Raw genomic sequence first — 17,381 nt, 5'->3', positions numbered from 1 at the left:
GAAATTATTTAGTAAGAACAGGTGGTGGTATCCCCAGGCTATCATCAATGATGCTTCCATCATCGCCATTTACACAACCATCAATGTATTGCATGTGCTTGCCGCCGCCACCGCCGCCGTGTACCTTGTTGAGATTGTCAATTTTTGCCATCTGTAATTTTTTTAAAGATAGTTTCTTTTTTGTTTCGTTCTTATTTTTCATTTTAAAATGTTTTAAGTAGCTGTTTACAAATAAAGCTATTTTTTCTCTATCTTGGGAAAAAGTATGCATAAATTCATGAATTTATAATTTTTGCACTTATTTTAATTAACTGATATGTAGTGTTTTATGATGAATTTTTTAAATTTTTATAAGACTCTCGTTTTTAAATAATATTTTTGTAAAAAATGAGATGCAGATGTTGAAAATAAAGCTGCTTTTATTGTTAAGTGTGGTGTGTAATCTATTGTATGCACAGACAGGTAATGTAGAAAATATTCAGAAGAGTGTTTTAAAAGAGTATACCTATCAGGAATTGGAGAAAAAATTCTATGAAACTAAACCTGAAGATGTAAAAAGTAAAAGAGATATCGCAAAATACTATCTCCAAAAAGCGAAAGAAGAAAAAGATGAAGTTCAGATTGCGGAGGCGTATGTCATGCTCCACGTTGATGAATCTTTACCCAATGCATTAAAGTATCTGGACAGTTTACAGACTATTACCAAAAATTCCAAAGAAATTTATTATCCCGCCCGGACCTATTTATTAAGAGGGAATTTATATTTTAAATCTGACAATCTTCAGGCGGCATTGAATAATTATGTACTGGGTCTGAAGTATGCGAAAGAGAAGGGATATAAAAGACAGATTGCGATGGCTGAGATCAGTATTGCCTATTTGAAGAATTATATTGGAAAGCATGCCGAAACAGCTAAAACTCTTAGATATTATTTGTATAATGCTGATTATATGAATGAGAGTGAGCATACTATTCTTAAACTAAATTTAGCAGATGCTTATATAGAAATCAATAAAATGGATTCTGCATATATATTGATCCAGGATGGATTACTGGCTGCTAAGAAAAGCAAAAACGTATATGCTTACCATCAGAATTTGGGATTATTGGGCTATTATAATTTAAAATTAAAAAAATATAATGTAGCTATTGAAAATTTACAGAAGTGTAAAAACTTCTTTTTCACGGCAAGTTATCCAAGCAAAAGAAATCAAAATTATACTCTTTTAAATTTAGGAAAGGCTTATGCGGGATTACAGGAAAGTGATAAAGCCATAGAGAATTTTGCTAAAATAGATTCTATGGTGCTCAAAACAAATTATGTTTTTCCTGAGCTCAGAGAAGTATATACTTACCTTATTGATTACTATAAAGAGAAAAAAGATAAAGAAAAACAGCTTTATTATGTTGAAAGATTTTTAGATGTCGATAAAGTATTGGATACCCGTTTCAGGTATATATCGAGAGAGTTACCGAGAAGGTATGACACTCCTAATCTGTTACAGGAAAAAGAGAGCATTACCAAAGAGCTCAAACAACGAAAGATATTCCTTTATATAGTGCTGGGAGCCTTACTAATAGTTCTTTTATTGTTTATAAATTTTTATTTTAAATATAAAAACGCTGAAAAAAAATACCGAAAAATTGCTCAGGACTTAATTCAGTCTGTTAATGAAAATAAGAAGCAACCAGAGGTTGAAATACAAAAAGAAGAAGTAGTACCGGATATTGTCTTACCTCAAAATATAGAAAACACAGAAGATAAAGCAACGAAAACGATTTCGGAAGATATAACGCAAAGTATTCTGAAGGAGCTTGATGCTTTTGAAAATAAAGAACAGTTTTTAAACAGGGGAATTACATTGGGAACTCTGGCGAAAAAAGTAAAAACAAATTCTAAATACTTGTCAGAAGTAATCAATACCCATAAAGGGAAAAACTTTGCAGCTTATCTCAATGATCTTCGTATTGACTATGCGATCAGCAGATTGGCGAGGGATAGAAGATTCCGGTCTTATAAAATACCTTTTATTGCAGAAGAATTAGGATACAATAATGAGCAGGCTTTCACACTGGCTTTCAAAAAAAGAACGGGAACTCCTCTTTCCATCTACTTGAAGGAAATTGAAAAGACAGTAAGCGCAGCGAACGATAATCCGGAAGTACTATAAGGTATGGATGTAACTGGCATGTACTTGTTCAATTGTACGGCTATGCAATATTTCCTATAAATACAGTAGACCACGGTCTAGAGTTTACAGAGTACACTTTTCCGGGGAATATATATTGAAGAACTAACCCAATGAAATAAGCACTTGCAGAATAATGTGAGTGCTTTGTTATTTGCTTTTTACGTAAGCATCCAACCAACAGGGCAGTTTTCTGTTTCTTTCTATGAAATTATTTCATTAAAAATCAGAGGGTTATTGTTTTATATATACAAAAAAGTGTAAATTAGAGTATCATGTTGTGATTACAGAATCACTTTTGAAAAAAACTAAAAACTAAAATAAAACCGATGAAAACTCTTATAATAATGATCATGTTGGGAGTTTCTCTTCCCAGCCTTGCCCAAACCGACACTATATCCAATAAGCAGCTAAAGAAAATGTATTATGATCATATAGGCTTTCTTATTGGAAAGAAATCAGATATCCTAAAAGACAATACCATTTCGAATTATGATCTAAAGAATGTAATTGCTTTAAAGCAAAACGAATACGAATTCATTTCTCAGATTAAAGATACGGTAGAAAGAAAGCGGATCATGACTGAGGAAACAAGAGAATTATCAATGCTGAAAGCTAATTATATTAACAAGGCATATGTTTCCGGATATATTAAAGGCACGGTAAATGATTTTGAGATCTACAATGCCAATTTAGATTCGTTAAAGAGCATAAAAGGGTTGGAACCATGTCCTAAATGTGCGATTTCCCGTAAAGTTAAATTTATTGTTTTAAAATCAGAAAATAATAAAATAGATACGTTGAAATGTGCTGTTTTGAAATATACGAAAGTAGGATTCCAAAATAGAAAGCTTAGTGAAACAGAGTTTAATTCTTTTCCCTGTGATGATATTAGAGAATTGTCATTAAGTGGTTCGTATGGAAAGAATATCATTGAAATATTTTTTGAAGAAAAGAAATATCGCAAAGAATTTATTCTGACGGCCGGGAGATCGGCCAATGATATTTGTATACTTCCTATTGTACTGGACAAAAAATACCTGATTTATGACAACTGAATTTAAAACCACATTAGAAAATATTGTCCAGTTTGCGGCAGTATTACTCCAGATCATTGGACTTTTTGTTTTAAAACCTGGTATATTTAATTATCAGGGAGAAACTGAGTTGTTTGCCGGTGGAAATATCTACAACTTCATTCTGATCTTTATTTCAATCATTTTTTTATTTCTGGGGTATACCTATTCAAAAGGGATATTTGCCCGAAACTGGTTTATAATGTTTATTGTATTCGGTATTCTTTTTATCGGGAGTTTCTTTTATTATAATCACCTGATAGAAAAAAAGACAGTCATCTTTTCTTCAGATGGGGTAGAGGCCTCCAGATTTGTAAAAGGGGATCAGTTTGCTGTTGCGATAAGGAGTTGTGCCGAATCGATAAGAAAAAAGAATCCTGATATCCCGGATCTTGAGATTATTAAGAGTTGTGAAAATATTACTGATGTCACTCAGTTATATAAAATATGGCCTGAAAAGGAAATTAAAAAGAATATGCAGGTTTTAAATATTGGATATTGCATTTTGATTTCCCTTGCAAGTATTACCTTAATATGCGGATTGCAAGCCCTTAAATGTAAAAACATGAAAAATGAATAGCCATGAAGCTTTTCTGTATTCTTTTTTTACTATTCTGTGAGCATTTTGTGTTCGGACAGATAGACCCCGGTAAAATTAGAAAACCCAACGTAAAAGATGATTTTGAAATATTGGTATTTCAGGAAAATGCTAAACTGAACGAAACGCTGTACAAAACAGATATCTGGATAAGTGATATCAGTGGCATTCAATATGATTACGATTATGGAGTTATTATCAACAAAAATGAAATTCTGGAAAAAATTAAAAATTTCGATCATGTTGACAAAAGATTTCTAATACGTCTGATTATTGCTCATGAAAAAATGCATGCAAAACAGTATTTTAAATGGGGAAAAGAAATCTTTAAACGATACTCTTCGCTTGTTTCTAAGGAACAGCTCTTAGTAGATGAGACCCAGGCCGATCTAGTGGCGGGTTACAATGCTATGGACACCAAGGATTATAAGGATATTGAGCCTGTATTCAATTTTATAAAAAAAATTTCAGTAAAGGGATTGGATAATATATCTGAATTCAATTTGGAAGACCTGAATTTTGATCAGCAATTACAAAAGAACGAAATAAATGCATTGAAACTTTTTTTTTCATTAGGGGAAAATGGAAATTATCTGGCAAGAGGTGCCAATTCCTACCAAAGGACAATTGCCATTGAAATGGGAATGAAAGTGGCTTATATCCATCGGTTAATTGCTTACTTAAAAGCTCATGGACCTCTTTCTAATATGGAAAACGAGTACTATAATCAAGTTATTTCCAAATCAGAAAATGATATCTACTATAAATATGTAGAATCAGAAAAGTGGAATTATTTTTACGATAGTTGGAGCCTTTGGACTGCCCGTAAAATCTTAAACCTTTCCAAAGAGCTTAATAAATATATCCATTTTAAAGTTCTTGAGTCCTCTGAAGATGTTACGAATCAGAAAATTAATTACAAAACGAGTATTACCAATTCCAATACAAAAGATTCCATTTTAATTAATTATTCCATCTTGTTAAAATCTAAGCCTAAAGAGTATAACGGTTTTATCATTTCCAGTGCGGTAAACTCGATGGTAAGATTAAAGCCTGGAGAAACAAAGCTTATATCAGAATCATTGGATATAAGTATTCTTGAGATGCTTCAGGAGGTAAAAGGAGAATTTCAAAGCCAGATTGTCTTTCCCGGACAGATAGGTTCTTTGTATTATACTGCACTATTGAATACTAAAAATTCAAAAGAATATTATGCCAACAGGAAGGAAAATGAAGTAACAGACTGCTATAAATGTGACCAGTCTGTTGAAGACCTGATAGCCAATCTTGCAGTGATTCATGACAGAATTGAGAATGGAGAGCCGGAAGACTTTATCAATGGTATAGGCTTTCAGTATGCAGATCAGGATTATATTTCTTATGGTGTGTTTTTGAGGGGAAGGCCCTTCGAAATGCTGGTGTATCCTGCAAAATCTATTTTTAAAATTACGCTCTATTCGGATGCTGATATAAGTGTAGTGAAGAAGTACCTGCAGAACATAATTAAGGAGATTGACCATAATGAAGATCTAAAATATACTTCTACTGTTGATGATCGTAAAAATCCATTGATTATCATAAAAAATACCTCGAATCTTCAGATAGGCTCATTGGAAATTGTATTTGATAAAATGGTTAATGAATTTCAGATCCAATTAAAACTGACAAAATCTTAAATAATCCTATTTTCAATTATAGGTGTGGAAAAATAATGTTCGAGATAATATCGTTTCCGGAAACAGGTAAAATTCGAATTAAACAAATGTTTAAAAAACCATAAAGAATAATTAAAATTGAGTTAACAGCCTTCTTGATCAGATAACGTTGTTTTGCAGAAAAAATAATGATGGAAAACAACAACCCGATTAATAGAAGGAGATTTCTTAAAAATTCACTACTGGCAGCAGGAGGGATTTTTATTGCTCCTTTAATTGAAAGCTGTACAGATAATGATTTTAACGATGTCAATGAAAATGCTCCCTCTGACCTTAAAAATGCAGGTTTTGAATCCGGAGTAGCGAGTTTCGATCCTACAGCAGAGGGAATTATTATCTGGACGAGATACTCTACAGGTATTGATGCTGAAATTACCTGGGAGATAAGTAAAAACAGCAATTTCTCAGAAGTATTGAGAAGAGGCAAGGCAGCAGCTACATCTGTTAATGATTTTACCATAGCTGTTGATGTACAGAATATTCCATCAAATACTAAATTCTACTATAGATTTTATAATATTACCACCAAAGAAGCCTCTGTTGTTGGAGAGACCCTTACATTACCCTCAAAAACAGATACCGTAAACGAAGTGAAAATGGCTGTGGTTTCCTGTTCTAACTTTCCTGCAGGGCTTTTTAATGTATATGGTGCTATTGCCCAATCTGAAGCCGATGTAGTGGTACACCTTGGAGATTATATCTATGAATACGCTCCGGGACAATATGGAACAAACCCTTATACCAACCAACTTGGCAGAGCCCATAAACCGGCTAAGGAAATCCTTAGTCTTAATGATTACAGGGAAAGATACAGACAGTACAGAGGAGATAAAAACCTTCAGCTTCTTCACCAGAAAAAACCTTTTATCTGCGTATGGGATGATCATGAATTTGCGAATGATACCTACAAATCCGGAGCGGAAAATCATCAGCCTAATGAAGGAGATTTCCAGGCCAGAAAGATGGCTGCCTTCCAGGCTTATAGTGAATATATCCCTTTGAAAACAGGAAAAGATCTGAAGATCTACAGAAGTTTTCAGTTCGGTAATATTGTTTCCCTTCACATGATGGATACAAGGGTGATTGCAAGAGATAAACAAATGGAATATTCAGATTATCTGGATAACGCCGGAAACTTTAATCAGGCACAGTTTACAGCAGATTTTTTGAGCACCAACAGAAAACTGATCGGAAGCGAGCAGATGTCATGGCTGAGCTCTCAGATCAATGGGAGCACTGCAAAATGGCAGGTCTTGGGACAGCAGATCCTCATGACAAAAATGATGGTCCCAGCTGAACTCCTGATGTTGCTTAATCAGATTCTTGCAGAAATAAAACAGCACGGAAGTGCACAGCCGGCTACCATGCTGGCACTTCAGACGACCATTACCCAATTGATTGTTCTGAAAACAAGATACAAACAACAGGATCCAACCCTTACCCCACAGGAAATTGCAAGAATTACGACAACATTACCTTATAACTTAGATGCCTGGGATGGTTATTTTATGGAAAGGGAACACTTATATTCTCTTCTTGCCGGGAAAAAAGTAGTGGTACTGGCAGGGGATACTCATAATGCGTGGATGGGAACACTGAAAGATGCCCAGGGAAATCACATTGGGACAGAGCTTGCCTGCAGTTCCGTATCTTCTCCGGGACTTGAAGGATATCTGGGAATTTCATCCGACCCTACGAAAGCTATAGAATTGGCTCAGGCATTTTCAATGTTGATCGACGATCTGGATTATGCCAACCTTTATAAAAGAGGATATCTGCATGTGAAATTTACTTCCGGAAGTTCTCTGGCAGAATGGAGGTTTGTAGACAATATAATTTCCGATACTTATAATACCGTTACAGAAAAAACATATACAATCGTATAATTTTAATCATAGTTTTTAGTAGAACAAATCTTATTTTCAATTTTGTATTAAGAGCTGCAGCACGCTACTGTGGCTCTTTTATATTAATATTTTTTTTGTATCTTGAACAGATGCAAGAGGATATAATGAAAGAATTTTCACCCCTTATTTCTAAACCTTCGTGGTTCATGACCTGGCTGACCAGAATTTTTGGGGTACTTATATTACTGATCGTGTTTCTGGCAATTCTGGCATTGCCTGCTATACTCTGTAATCAGGTAATGGTGTTGGTAGCAGTGGGAATACTGTATTATCCTGTTGTAGCGTTTCTGCTTTACCGTTTTTTTCGCTATCAGAAAAAAATAAGAAAGAGAGAGGTGAAGAAAATTGTGGTTGATGACAAAGGAGTTCATTATGAAAGGTTTGACGGCAGTGTAGATGAGGTTTTGTATGCTAATTTAGAAAAATACTGTTTTTCAGATGAATATGATGTAGGTCTCAGCCCCAGAAACAAACAATATATGTTGCAGGTGAATGACAGAGGATATGTAGTAGATGTTGATTTTGAAGGAATGGATGCCGGCTATACTTACTATATAAAAAATCTGAAAGCTTTGCGGAGAAGGTATTTACAGGGAATTGCACACTTCAGACCGGACTTGCGTATAAATCCCTGGATTTATTCTGTATACAGTATCAATCCTGTAGATTTTACATGCGATAGAAAGGAGTATTGGACTTCCATGCTCAAAGTGGGAGGTGTATTGATGCTTGTATGTCTGGTATCTGGTTTGGTACTCTATAAATTAGCAACTTAAAAAATAACTATTCTACATAGAGAAACAGTAAAATGTATCCGTTTTTCCTGAATTTGTATCCTGATGGGATAGCCTAAAAAATCTAATTTTACCCCATTATTGAAGCCCTGTAAAAATGAAAACAAAAATACTTAGCATACCGGAGTTTAGCCGTTATCTGAATGTTGACGGGTTAAAAAGTGATGAGCTTCATATTGTAGATTTTCAGGATAAAAAAGATATCAGGCAAAAGTCTGATCCTGTTACAATAGATTTTTATCTCTTAGCAATCAAACCGCCTATGGAGGTTAAGTTTGTTTCCTATCCATTGCTGGAAGATCAGTCAGACTCTTCTTATATGTATGTAGACTGCCCTCAGAATACATTGGAGTGGGAAATTGCCCCTCCGTTTTCAGGGCTTTGCATTATGATAAATGCTAAATACCTTGAAAGATATGCCAAGGACTACAGCTTTGTTCATTATAATAATCACGAAGCTCTTTTTCTCACCAAAGATGAGGAAACAATTTTATGGGATCTTTTCAGAAAAGCAAACAATGAATTTCAAAAAGAACATTATTCAAGAACAGTAATCATCTCCTATGTTAATTTAATACTGACCTATGTTAAAGATTTTTACGACAGGCAGTTTGATACCAGAAGCACTATCTATCACAAAGTCATAGACGAGTTTTATAAAAACCTGGAAAACTATTTCCGAGAAAACGAAAATATAGCAGGACTGCCTTCTGTCGCTTTTTTTGCCCAAAAAAGTAATCTTTCACCCAATTATTTCGGCGATCTCATTAAACATTTTACCGGTAAATCTCCATTAGATCACATCCATGACCATGTAGTAAAACTGGCTAAAGACAAATTAAAAAATACGACACTTTCTGTAAGTGAAATATCTTATAGCCTTGGCTTCGACTATCCCAATTATTTTGCCAGATTCTTCCGTAAAAAAACAGGATTGTCACCCAAAGTATTCAGAAACCAATAAAAATTATATTAATGTTAAGGGGAATATGTCCTTATACGACAGAGGAAATTATGCAAATGAAGCTGTAGGACAACTGATTCCGTTCTTTAAGGAAAAACTGGTTTAAAAAAAATACTGCTGTACATTTCTTTATATAGCAGTATGAAATTTCCACATTGAATGCTTATATTTATTTTAAAAATCAAATTGGAGACATTTTCTTTTTCAGAAATGATATAATTTGGTTTACAAATAATTCAAAAACAATGGTGGAAGATTTTATTTATTACTTAGGATTGGTTCTGGTGATTATCGGTTCGATAATGCTGGCCAATCGTTTAAAAGTTGCCTATCCTATTATATTGGTGATTGCAGGATTGCTGATCAGTTTCATTCCCGGATTGCCTGCTATAAAGATTGATCCGGAGCTTATATTTATAATTTTTCTACCTCCGCTTTTATATGAAGCTGCGTTTGCGGTTTCGTGGAAGGAAATATGGAAACTGCGGCGCATCATTACCAGTTTTGCCTTTATTGTTGTTTTCCTTACTGCAATATCTGTGGCTTTTGTAGCCAATTCCTATATTCCGGGATTTTCATTAGCCCTGGGTTTTGTGTTGGGAGGAATAGTGTCACCACCTGATGCCGTAAGTGCAGGAGCTATTTTAAAATTTGTAAAGGTTCCTAAAAATGTATCCACTGTTTTAGAAGGCGAAAGTTTATTCAACGACGCTTCCTCTCTGATTATTTTTAGATTTGCCATGGTAGCCGTAGCGACAGGACAGTTTATCTGGCAGGATGCCGTACTAAGTTTTGGATGGATGGTGTTTGGAGGCCTTGGAATAGGTGTTGTACTGGCTTTTATCTTTCTTAAAATTGAAAAAATATTCCCCACCGATGTTAATATGGATGCCATACTCAGTTTAGTAGCACCTTATGTCATGTATATTGCTGCTGAAGAAGTTCATTCTTCCGGTGTGCTGGCAGTCGTAAGTGGCGGACTCTTTCTTTCCGTAAGAAGGCATGAAATTTTCAGAACTTCAGAATCCAGACTGAGAGGCTCCAACGTATGGGAAAGCTTTGTATTCCTGATCAACGGAATTGTTTTTCTGCTGATAGGGCTGGATCTTCCCGAAATTATGGTAGGACTGAACAAAGAAGGAATAAGCCTGTCCGAAGCAGTAAGCTATGGATTGTTGGTTACAGCAGTACTGATTATTGTCCGTTTTCTGGCTTCTTTTGGTGCTGTATTTACAACATTGATTATGCGGAATTTCATCAATGTAGCAGACCGGGACCCCGGTATGAAAGCCCCATTTCTAATGGGCTGGACTGGTATGCGGGGGGTGGTTTCACTGGCGGCGGCATTATCTATTCCCGTTGTCATGGAGAACGGGCAACCTTTTCCTCATCGTGACCTTATCCTGTTTATTACATTTGTGGTCATTTTAGTTACTTTGATCCTTCAGGGATTGACCTTGCCGGCATTGATAAAGAAACTGAATTTATCCGACTCCAATGGAGGATATATGTCTGAAGACGAATCAGAACGTTTTTTGAAAAAAGAAATGCGCAGGGTTGCTTTCAGGTATCTGGATGAAAACTATAAAGAGAGGAGAAATGAAAATGAATACTTCAACAAACTGATGGACCGTTGGGAACAGGAAGACAAAGAAGATTCTGTTCATAAGCTTTCCGGGGAAGCTAAAGAAATCTATTTTGAGACTTTGGAGCAACAGCGAATTTGGCTTCGGGAAGAAAACAGACGTAACCCGAATATTGACGAAGAATATATAAGACATTATCTGACAAGATTGGATATGGAAGAGGAGAGACTTAGGATGTAAAAAAAAATACAATGAATTTAGTAAAACAACTGGGGCAATTCCCTGATGAAAAACGAAAAGAATATTTCAGTACACTTTCCAATTATACCCATGGGAAGTTTCAAAATATACTGGTAACACCGGCTTTGTTAGAAGGGGAAAGTATGACCAAAGCCCTTCTGGGAAGCCTGTGTAAAATAGAAAATACATCACCCGGAACTGCGCTTCCGTTTGTAGTAACAGATCTTAAAAATCTTCAACTTGACGAAAATATTCTCGTGTGGTTTGGACACAGTTCTTATTTCATACAGATTGATGGCAAAAAGTTTTTGATAGATCCTGTTTTCAGTGGAAATGCTTCTCCCATGCCCGGATCCATAAAAGCATTTCCGGGAGCAGATTATTATAAACCGGAACATATGCCGAATATAGACTTCCTTATTATTTCCCATGATCATTGGGATCACCTGGATTATAAAACGGTTCAGGCTTTAAAAAATAAAGTAGGAAAGGTAATCTGTGGTTTGGGAACCGGCCAGCATTTTGAATATTGGGGTTGGGCACCGGAGAAAATTGTGGAAAAAAACTGGTGGGAAAGTATTGATATGGCAGAAGGGTTCAGGATTACTCTCACTCCGGCAAGGCATTTCTCCGGAAGACTGCTGAACAGGAATATCTCACTCTGGACTTCCTTTGTATTAAAAACCCCGACTATGAACCTGTTTTTAGGAGGAGACAGTGGCTATGGTAACCATTTTACAGAAATTGGAGAAAAATATGGACCATTCGATTTAGCGGTAATGGAATGTGGACAGTACAATGAAAAATGGCCTTATATTCACTCTTTACCCGAACAGATTATTACAGAAGTGAAAGAGCTGAAAGCAAAAAACTTCATTCCTGTTCATAATTCAAAATTTAAATTAGCACAGCATACCTGGTACGAACCACTTGAGCAGGTTTCAAAATATGCAGAAGAAAACCGGCAGCCTATTACACTACCTGTTATGGGTGAGAAAGTGAATTTAAACAACCTGGATAAAACAGATTGGAAGAAATGGTGGGAAGACTATGTCTGATCTTTTCTGTACATCATTAATTAAAATAAAAACCTGCCCATATTGAGCAGGTTCTTCCTTAATTATCAAAAAAATAATCACTACTGAGGTTCACTATGGGTAACCTTAGTGTGTATAATGTCATAGAATACTGCCGGATTAGCTGCATCAGGAATAATTCTGTAGGTGAAAGTAGTCTCATTCAGGGTAAGAATATCTACCACTCTTGTAAAAGTAACTGCTCCGGTAGCAGGGTTGATCCCAATAAGGGTTCTCTTCTTTCCGTCAGCAGAAATAGACCATTTCCCCTGAGATCTGAAAACATCATCCAATCCTACAATTTTGAATGTTCCATTGGCTCTGAAATAAGAGTATCCTACATATCCGGCTACGCTGGCATTGGTTAATGCTACATTATTTCCGTCTTTATCTTTAGCACCGGTAGTTTCCCACGGAGTAGAAGCTAAAGTAAGCTGTCCGTTGCCCGGTTCGGCATGAGAAGTTCTTGTATGAATGATGTCATAATAAAGAGATGGATCCGCTGAACTAGGATAGATTCTATAGGTGAATTCATTCTTATTAAGGACAAGAATATCAACATCACGGGTGAAAATAGTAGAGCCGTCCGGATTAAGTGCTGCAATAGTTCTTTTTTTACCTTGCGCATCTACAGACCAGGTTCCTCTTGATCTTAAGATATCATCCAGCCCGTAAATAGCAAATTTTCCATCTGCTTTGAAGTAAGCAAAGCCTACATATCCGGCTACGCTGGCATCAGTTAATGCTATATTATTTCCATTTTTATCTTTAGCTCCTGTAGTTTCCCATGGAGTAGAAGACAGAACCTGTGAGGGAGTCTGCTGTTCTATAATAATTTCGTCATCATTATCAGAACATGATACAAAAGATGCTGTTAAAAGCATAGCTGCACACAGATAACATAGTTTTTTCAGTGTATTCATAAGGGTATTTTTTAAGTCTTTGCAAACTTATTCCTAATCAACACCAAAACATTGTATAAAGTATCTCTTTTGTTGTAGGAAATATAACAGATGGATGATAAAGTAAACAAAATGATATTATTGTGGTGTTGCAAAAGATTCTTTTGGAAAAGTTTATAGGTAAAAAACCTTTAAAAATTCTATTTTTGAGTATGAATAACAGAAACCGTGGAAAAAATACAGGTGATGATAACTTGTTCGGTTCAGAAAAGCAACTCGGTAAGCTGAAACTGGCTGTTCAGGATATGCAGTATTTGCTGACAAGAGGTTATGCGGAAAAAGCAGGATCAGAACTTGTAGGTAACAGATATAGATTAAAGACCAGACAAATACAGGCTTTACGCGGTGCATCAGCTTCCGATATGCAGATCCATGAGAGAAATTTAAAACAACTGAAGAGTTCAGAATTAAAAGACAGAATAATTTATCTTGATGGTTTTAATGTATTGATTTTGTTGGAAAGTCTGCTTTCCGAAGCTTATATTTTTGAAGGTGCAGACGGTTGTTTTCGCGACCTTTCCGGAATTCACGGAACTTATAAAAGAGTTAATCAGACGTTGAAAGCTGTAGAATTGGTAGCTTCTTTCTTTCAAAAAAATAAAGTTCAAAAGCTGGTCTGGGTTTTTGACCAACCGGTTTCCAACAGTGGAAGAGTAAAACAGATGGTCCTTGCATTTGCTTCAGAAAACAACCTGAATTGGGAGAGTGAGCTCCAGCTTAATCCAGATAAATTTCTGGCAGAAAGTTCAGAAATCATTATTTCTTCCGATGCATGGATTTTGGATCACTGTAAACAATGGTTTAATCTTATTGGATATCTGATTCAAGAAGAGTCTCTTTCCGTCAATCTTATAAAAACATTGTGAAGAATGGACGGCTTTGAAAAGTATATTCCCTTTATTTCTGATTCCTGGAAAGAAAAACACCAGGCTATTTTAGAAAAAGAACATGTGAAAAACCTGGAGGGAAATATCCGGGCCTATAAAGAAAATAGGCTGGATTGGGATTTGCCTTATTTTACTGAAGAAATAAAAATAAACCGCCATGACATTTTTGATAGGATTATTCGCTTATTGGAAAGCAATAATTCTGATGAGGTTAAAGCAATAAAATTAGAAGAAACTTCCTTTGAAGATTGGCTTATTGTGTTGGGGCAAAGGCTTACCCCGGCAAGTATCCGTGATGAGAATGCTATTCCTCCTCTTCAGCATGTATTAATTAATACATGCGAAGAACCATTCAACAATGAAATAACCATTGCCCAGAGAGCCTGGGAAAAACATACCGGAAGAATGGATGATCATTTTTGGGGCGAAGTCAAAGGCAATAACCAACAGAAGCAGGAGAAGGTAATGAAGAAGATCTGCTATATTCTCGAAAACCAAACCTGGTGGAATGTATTTTTTCATTATAAACACGGTTTGGTCTTTGAAGTCAGGGAAAAAGAAGGCCACGGAATACGATGGAGCCACGGCGGAACAAAACTGATAGGTTTTCTGGAAAAATTTATCAATGAATAATTTTTACTGCGTAAAAAGGTTGCGCTGTTAACGGATAATTTTGCGGAAATTAAATAGCGATTATACCTATTGATGATCATTTTTATTCAATAACCATGAGGAATATTTACAACAAAGGAGATTTCAGAGCCGGAGAAGAGGGTAAGATTTCCTGTGAATTACAGAAATATGGGAATAAAAAATGGCGGAGGACCGAAAAATCTGCTATCGAAGATCAGTTGAAAGAAGAAGTACGTTTCCTCAAGACTAAAAAAGCCCGTAGAAAAACCATATGGGTCAAAATAACAAAAGAAATTAACGGATTGAAGCGCTCTGATTATAAAAGGTTTTATACAGAAAAAGAATTGAAAGATGCTGTGAAAAACCAATATGTAACAAGATATTTTTATATGAAAAATAATAAAACAAAAAAGAAATGAATACCTACATTGATATTGGCATTAATCTGACCAATAAACAGTTCTATAACGAACATGATGAAATTATCAACCGTGCTTTGGATAACGGAGTAGAACATATGATTCTCACAGGAACAAGCGTACGTGGAAGTAAAGAATCTGCAGAAATAGCAGAAGACTATCCGGACATTTTATTTTCTACAGCAGGAATCCATCCTCATGATGCTAAATCTTTTAATAACGAAAGCATCAGCGAACTTAGAAAACTTTTACAACAGGAACATGTGATCTCAGTAGGAGAGTGCGGGTTGGATTTTGATCGTGATTTCTCCCCAAGACCCGTTCAGGAAAAATGCTATAAGGCTCAGCTTGAGTTAGCCATAGACGTGAATAAACCTCTTTTCCTTCATGAAAGATCAGCATTTAAAAGGTTTAATGATATTACAGACGAATATCTTTCCCAATTACCGGAAGCAGTAGTTCATTGCTTTACCGGAACACTGGATGAAGCAAAAATATATCTAGATAAAGGATTTTACTTAGGCTTTACCGGAGCGATCAGTGATGAAAAACGATTTAAACACCTGGAAGATGTCATCAGATACACACCTTTAGACAGGATGATGATTGAAACAGATGCTCCTTTCATGCTTCCGAAGAATATGCCGAGACTTCAGAACAGGCGGAACGAACCCTCATTTTTACCGTATGTTGCGCAATCCATTGCCCATCTCAAGAAGATGAGTATTTCCGAAGTTGCAGATGAAACCACAGAAGTTGCCAGGAAATTTTTCAGGCTATAAAAAAGAGCTCTACTGATACAGTAAAGCTCTTTTTTTATTTCTTAAGCGAATTCGCTTTTATAGACTTTTCAATGCTGATTCCAAAGCCAGCTCCATCATTGGATTCAGGGCTTTCTCTCTTTCGTCAGCAGAAATTTTTTCATGCGTTGGAATAATGTCAGTTACCGTAAGGATAGTAGCAGCATTTTTTCCTAAATGCTGAGCATTCGCAAACAATCCGAAAGCTTCCATTTCTACTGCAGGACAATTGTATTTTGTAGCAATAGCAGGAGTTTCAGGATCTTTTCTGTAGAAAATATCACTACTGTGTATATTGATTGCTTTTGCGTGTAATGATAATTCTTTAGAAGTTTCATTAATGGTGTTGAAGATATTTCCCTGGTGAGGAAGAATCTCATCTTCAATTCCCCATGCATATTTAGCATATGTACTTTCGCTGGCTGCATTTTCAATATTCAAAATATCAAAAAGCTTAAGATCTGTATTATAAGCACCACAAGTTCCAATTCTGATGATAGTATCTACCTCATATTCTGTAAACAGTTCAAAAGAATAGATCCCAATACTTGGAAAGCCCATTCCACTTGCCCCTACTGTGATTTCTTTACCCTTATAAAGACCTGTATAATAAAATATACCTCTGGTTTTGCTTACCAGTTTTGCATTTTCTAAATAATTTTCAGCAATATACTGTGCACGAAGCGGATCCCCCGGCTGCAATACTACTTTAGCAATTTCTCCTTTGTTTGCACTGATGTGAATACTCATAATTTTATTTTGACAGATGCAAAGATAATAACTTTTAGATTGTCTGTGACATTACAGGGAGTGAATAACGAAGCCACCTCATGAAAAGATAATGCATAAAATGGCATATATAAGTATTTTAAATACGGTTTTGTATACCGTCTGTTGAAAACTTCATATTGAGAGAGCCTGTATTCATTGCAAACCTGAACTTTTAAATGATTTTCAGCCCGTATTTTTGGCAAATACAGAACAAGAATAGAATAACAGAGAGCGGATATTGCAAAGTGAAGCCTGCTAACTTTGCTATACAATAGTAAAATAGAGAAAAATGAAAATTGAACATATTGCCATCTGGGTAAAAGATCTTGAAAAAACCAGAGAATTCTATCAGAAATATTTTGGGGCTGTTTCCAACAAAAAATACCATAATCCTGTTAAGAATTTTGAGTCCTATTTTTTGAGTTTTGATAGTGGCAGCCGTCTTGAAATTATGACCCGTCCCGATATTAAAGAAAATACAGGTTCTTATGATTCTCAACAGTTTGGGATTGTCCATCTGGCATTTGCTGTCAAAACTAAAGAAAATGTAAATGAACTTACAGAAGTCCTGAGAAAAGATGGTTATACCATCGCCGGAGAACCCAGAACTACAGGTGACGGTTACTATGAAAGTGTTATTCTTGATCCGGAAAACAATATTGTTGAAATAGTAGCCTGATATTGTTATATGGGGACTGAAATAGAGAAAGCAACATTTAACATCAATCCCCTATTCAAAAGTTTTATTCTCAACGAAATAATTC

17 protein-coding genes are annotated in these 17,381 nt (G+C 35.6%); 14 read left to right on the top strand and 3 right to left on the bottom strand.

Annotated features, from left to right (window positions below; genetic code table 11):
- Positions 1–4: 4 nt before the first annotated feature.
- Entirely contained in the window at positions 5–202 is a 198-nt protein-coding gene (locus DRF57_RS08985; protein ID WP_084086783.1) for a hypothetical protein, read from the bottom strand.
- Between the two features lie 196 nt (positions 203–398).
- Between DRF57_RS08985 and DRF57_RS08980 the strand changes: the two genes are divergently transcribed.
- The 9 genes from DRF57_RS08980 (at position 399) to DRF57_RS08940 (ending at position 12,127) form a co-directional block, all read left to right on the top strand.
- Positions 399–2,171, top strand: coding sequence for a helix-turn-helix domain-containing protein (locus tag DRF57_RS08980; protein WP_157969880.1), 1,773 nt, complete (start codon positions 399–401; stop codon positions 2,169–2,171).
- Between the two features lie 347 nt (positions 2,172–2,518).
- Positions 2,519–3,247, top strand: coding sequence for a hypothetical protein (locus tag DRF57_RS08975; protein WP_115918085.1), 729 nt, complete (start codon positions 2,519–2,521; stop codon positions 3,245–3,247).
- A complete protein-coding gene (locus DRF57_RS08970; RefSeq protein ID WP_115918083.1) occupies positions 3,237–3,845 on the top strand; it encodes a hypothetical protein in 609 nt (202 codons plus the stop codon). Before DRF57_RS08975 ends, DRF57_RS08970 begins: the two co-directional genes overlap by 11 nt.
- A gap of 2 nt (positions 3,846–3,847) precedes the next feature.
- Positions 3,848–5,539 carry a hypothetical protein gene (locus DRF57_RS08965; protein WP_123863302.1) on the top strand — a complete coding sequence of 564 codons (1,692 nt, stop codon included), beginning with the start codon at positions 3,848–3,850 and terminating at the stop codon, positions 5,537–5,539.
- Positions 5,540–5,706: 167 nt separating this feature from the next.
- Positions 5,707–7,464 (top strand): alkaline phosphatase D family protein, encoded by a 1,758-nt coding sequence (locus DRF57_RS08960; protein WP_115918079.1) that lies wholly within the window; start codon positions 5,707–5,709, stop codon positions 7,462–7,464.
- Positions 7,465–7,574: 110 nt separating this feature from the next.
- Complete coding sequence (locus DRF57_RS08955; protein WP_123863301.1) at positions 7,575–8,261, top strand: hypothetical protein; 687 nt, start codon at positions 7,575–7,577, stop codon at positions 8,259–8,261.
- A 115-nt stretch (positions 8,262–8,376) separates the two neighbouring features.
- Entirely contained in the window at positions 8,377–9,243 is an 867-nt protein-coding gene (locus DRF57_RS08950; RefSeq protein ID WP_115918075.1) for a helix-turn-helix domain-containing protein, read from the top strand.
- A gap of 245 nt (positions 9,244–9,488) precedes the next feature.
- Entirely contained in the window at positions 9,489–11,069 is a 1,581-nt protein-coding gene (locus DRF57_RS08945) for a Na+/H+ antiporter (protein WP_047489584.1), read from the top strand.
- A gap of 11 nt (positions 11,070–11,080) precedes the next feature.
- Entirely contained in the window at positions 11,081–12,127 is a 1,047-nt protein-coding gene (locus DRF57_RS08940; protein ID WP_115918073.1) for an MBL fold metallo-hydrolase, read from the top strand.
- 80 nt (positions 12,128–12,207) lie between these two features.
- Here the strand turns inward: DRF57_RS08940 and DRF57_RS23975 are convergent, their stop codons facing one another.
- Entirely contained in the window at positions 12,208–13,068 is an 861-nt protein-coding gene (locus tag DRF57_RS23975) for a DUF4822 domain-containing protein (RefSeq protein WP_206607187.1), read from the bottom strand.
- 191 nt (positions 13,069–13,259) lie between these two features.
- Between DRF57_RS23975 and DRF57_RS08930 the strand changes: the two genes are divergently transcribed.
- The 4 genes from DRF57_RS08930 to DRF57_RS08915 all read left to right on the top strand — a co-directional run bounded on the left by DRF57_RS08930 (position 13,260) and on the right by DRF57_RS08915 (position 15,828).
- Positions 13,260–13,973: a DUF434 domain-containing protein gene (locus DRF57_RS08930; RefSeq protein WP_084086774.1), complete on the top strand. Its 714-nt coding sequence runs from the start codon at positions 13,260–13,262 to the stop codon at positions 13,971–13,973.
- Positions 13,974–13,976: 3 nt separating this feature from the next.
- Positions 13,977–14,627 (top strand): hypothetical protein, encoded by a 651-nt coding sequence (locus DRF57_RS08925; RefSeq protein ID WP_115918071.1) that lies wholly within the window; start codon positions 13,977–13,979, stop codon positions 14,625–14,627.
- 95 nt (positions 14,628–14,722) lie between these two features.
- On the top strand, positions 14,723–15,046 hold the full coding sequence (locus DRF57_RS08920; protein WP_047489451.1) for a hypothetical protein: 324 nt from the start codon (positions 14,723–14,725) through the stop codon (positions 15,044–15,046).
- Positions 15,043–15,828, top strand: coding sequence for a TatD family hydrolase (locus DRF57_RS08915; RefSeq protein WP_115918069.1), 786 nt, complete (start codon positions 15,043–15,045; stop codon positions 15,826–15,828). Before DRF57_RS08920 ends, DRF57_RS08915 begins: the two co-directional genes overlap by 4 nt.
- A 57-nt stretch (positions 15,829–15,885) precedes the next feature.
- Here the strand turns inward: DRF57_RS08915 and deoD are convergent, their stop codons facing one another.
- Entirely contained in the window at positions 15,886–16,596 is a 711-nt protein-coding gene (gene deoD / locus DRF57_RS08910; protein WP_047489445.1) for a purine-nucleoside phosphorylase, read from the bottom strand.
- Positions 16,597–16,906: 310 nt separating this feature from the next.
- Between deoD and DRF57_RS08905 the strand changes: the two genes are divergently transcribed.
- Positions 16,907–17,296, top strand: a complete 390-nt coding sequence (locus DRF57_RS08905; protein WP_115918067.1) for a VOC family protein — start codon at positions 16,907–16,909, stop codon at positions 17,294–17,296.
- Positions 17,297–17,381 lie beyond the last annotated feature (85 nt).

Origin of the sequence: Chryseobacterium rhizosphaerae (assembly GCF_003385455.1) — a bacterium.
GTDB classification, from domain to species: Bacteria; Bacteroidota; Bacteroidia; order Flavobacteriales; family Weeksellaceae; genus Chryseobacterium; species Chryseobacterium rhizosphaerae.
Note: the sequence above shows the minus strand (reverse complement) of the source record. Positions and strands in the feature narration are given on the sequence as shown.

Excerpts from the sequence above, each read along its gene's own strand:
- DRF57_RS08945 (WP_047489584.1), top strand. The coding sequence starts at position 9,489 with ATGGTGGAAGATTTTATTTATTACTTAGGATTGGTTCTGGTGATTATC.
- DRF57_RS08930 (WP_084086774.1), top strand. The coding sequence starts at position 13,260 with ATGAATAACAGAAACCGTGGAAAAAATACAGGTGATGATAACTTGTTC.
- DRF57_RS08925 (WP_115918071.1), top strand. The coding sequence starts at position 13,977 with ATGGACGGCTTTGAAAAGTATATTCCCTTTATTTCTGATTCCTGGAAA.
- DRF57_RS23975 (WP_206607187.1), bottom strand. The coding sequence starts at position 13,068 with ATGAATACACTGAAAAAACTATGTTATCTGTGTGCAGCTATGCTTTTA.
- DRF57_RS08915 (WP_115918069.1), top strand. The coding sequence starts at position 15,043 with ATGAATACCTACATTGATATTGGCATTAATCTGACCAATAAACAGTTC.
- DRF57_RS08970 (WP_115918083.1), top strand. The coding sequence starts at position 3,237 with ATGACAACTGAATTTAAAACCACATTAGAAAATATTGTCCAGTTTGCG.
- DRF57_RS08920 (WP_047489451.1), top strand. The coding sequence starts at position 14,723 with ATGAGGAATATTTACAACAAAGGAGATTTCAGAGCCGGAGAAGAGGGT.
- DRF57_RS08905 (WP_115918067.1), top strand. The coding sequence starts at position 16,907 with ATGAAAATTGAACATATTGCCATCTGGGTAAAAGATCTTGAAAAAACC.
- deoD (WP_047489445.1), bottom strand. The coding sequence starts at position 16,596 with ATGAGTATTCACATCAGTGCAAACAAAGGAGAAATTGCTAAAGTAGTA.
- DRF57_RS08965 (WP_123863302.1), top strand. The coding sequence starts at position 3,848 with ATGAAGCTTTTCTGTATTCTTTTTTTACTATTCTGTGAGCATTTTGTG.
- DRF57_RS08950 (WP_115918075.1), top strand. The coding sequence starts at position 8,377 with ATGAAAACAAAAATACTTAGCATACCGGAGTTTAGCCGTTATCTGAAT.
- DRF57_RS08980 (WP_157969880.1), top strand. The coding sequence starts at position 399 with ATGTTGAAAATAAAGCTGCTTTTATTGTTAAGTGTGGTGTGTAATCTA.
- DRF57_RS08985 (WP_084086783.1), bottom strand. The coding sequence starts at position 202 with ATGAAAAATAAGAACGAAACAAAAAAGAAACTATCTTTAAAAAAATTA.
- DRF57_RS08960 (WP_115918079.1), top strand. The coding sequence starts at position 5,707 with ATGATGGAAAACAACAACCCGATTAATAGAAGGAGATTTCTTAAAAAT.
- DRF57_RS08940 (WP_115918073.1), top strand. The coding sequence starts at position 11,081 with ATGAATTTAGTAAAACAACTGGGGCAATTCCCTGATGAAAAACGAAAA.
- DRF57_RS08975 (WP_115918085.1), top strand. The coding sequence starts at position 2,519 with ATGAAAACTCTTATAATAATGATCATGTTGGGAGTTTCTCTTCCCAGC.
- DRF57_RS08955 (WP_123863301.1), top strand. The coding sequence starts at position 7,575 with ATGCAAGAGGATATAATGAAAGAATTTTCACCCCTTATTTCTAAACCT.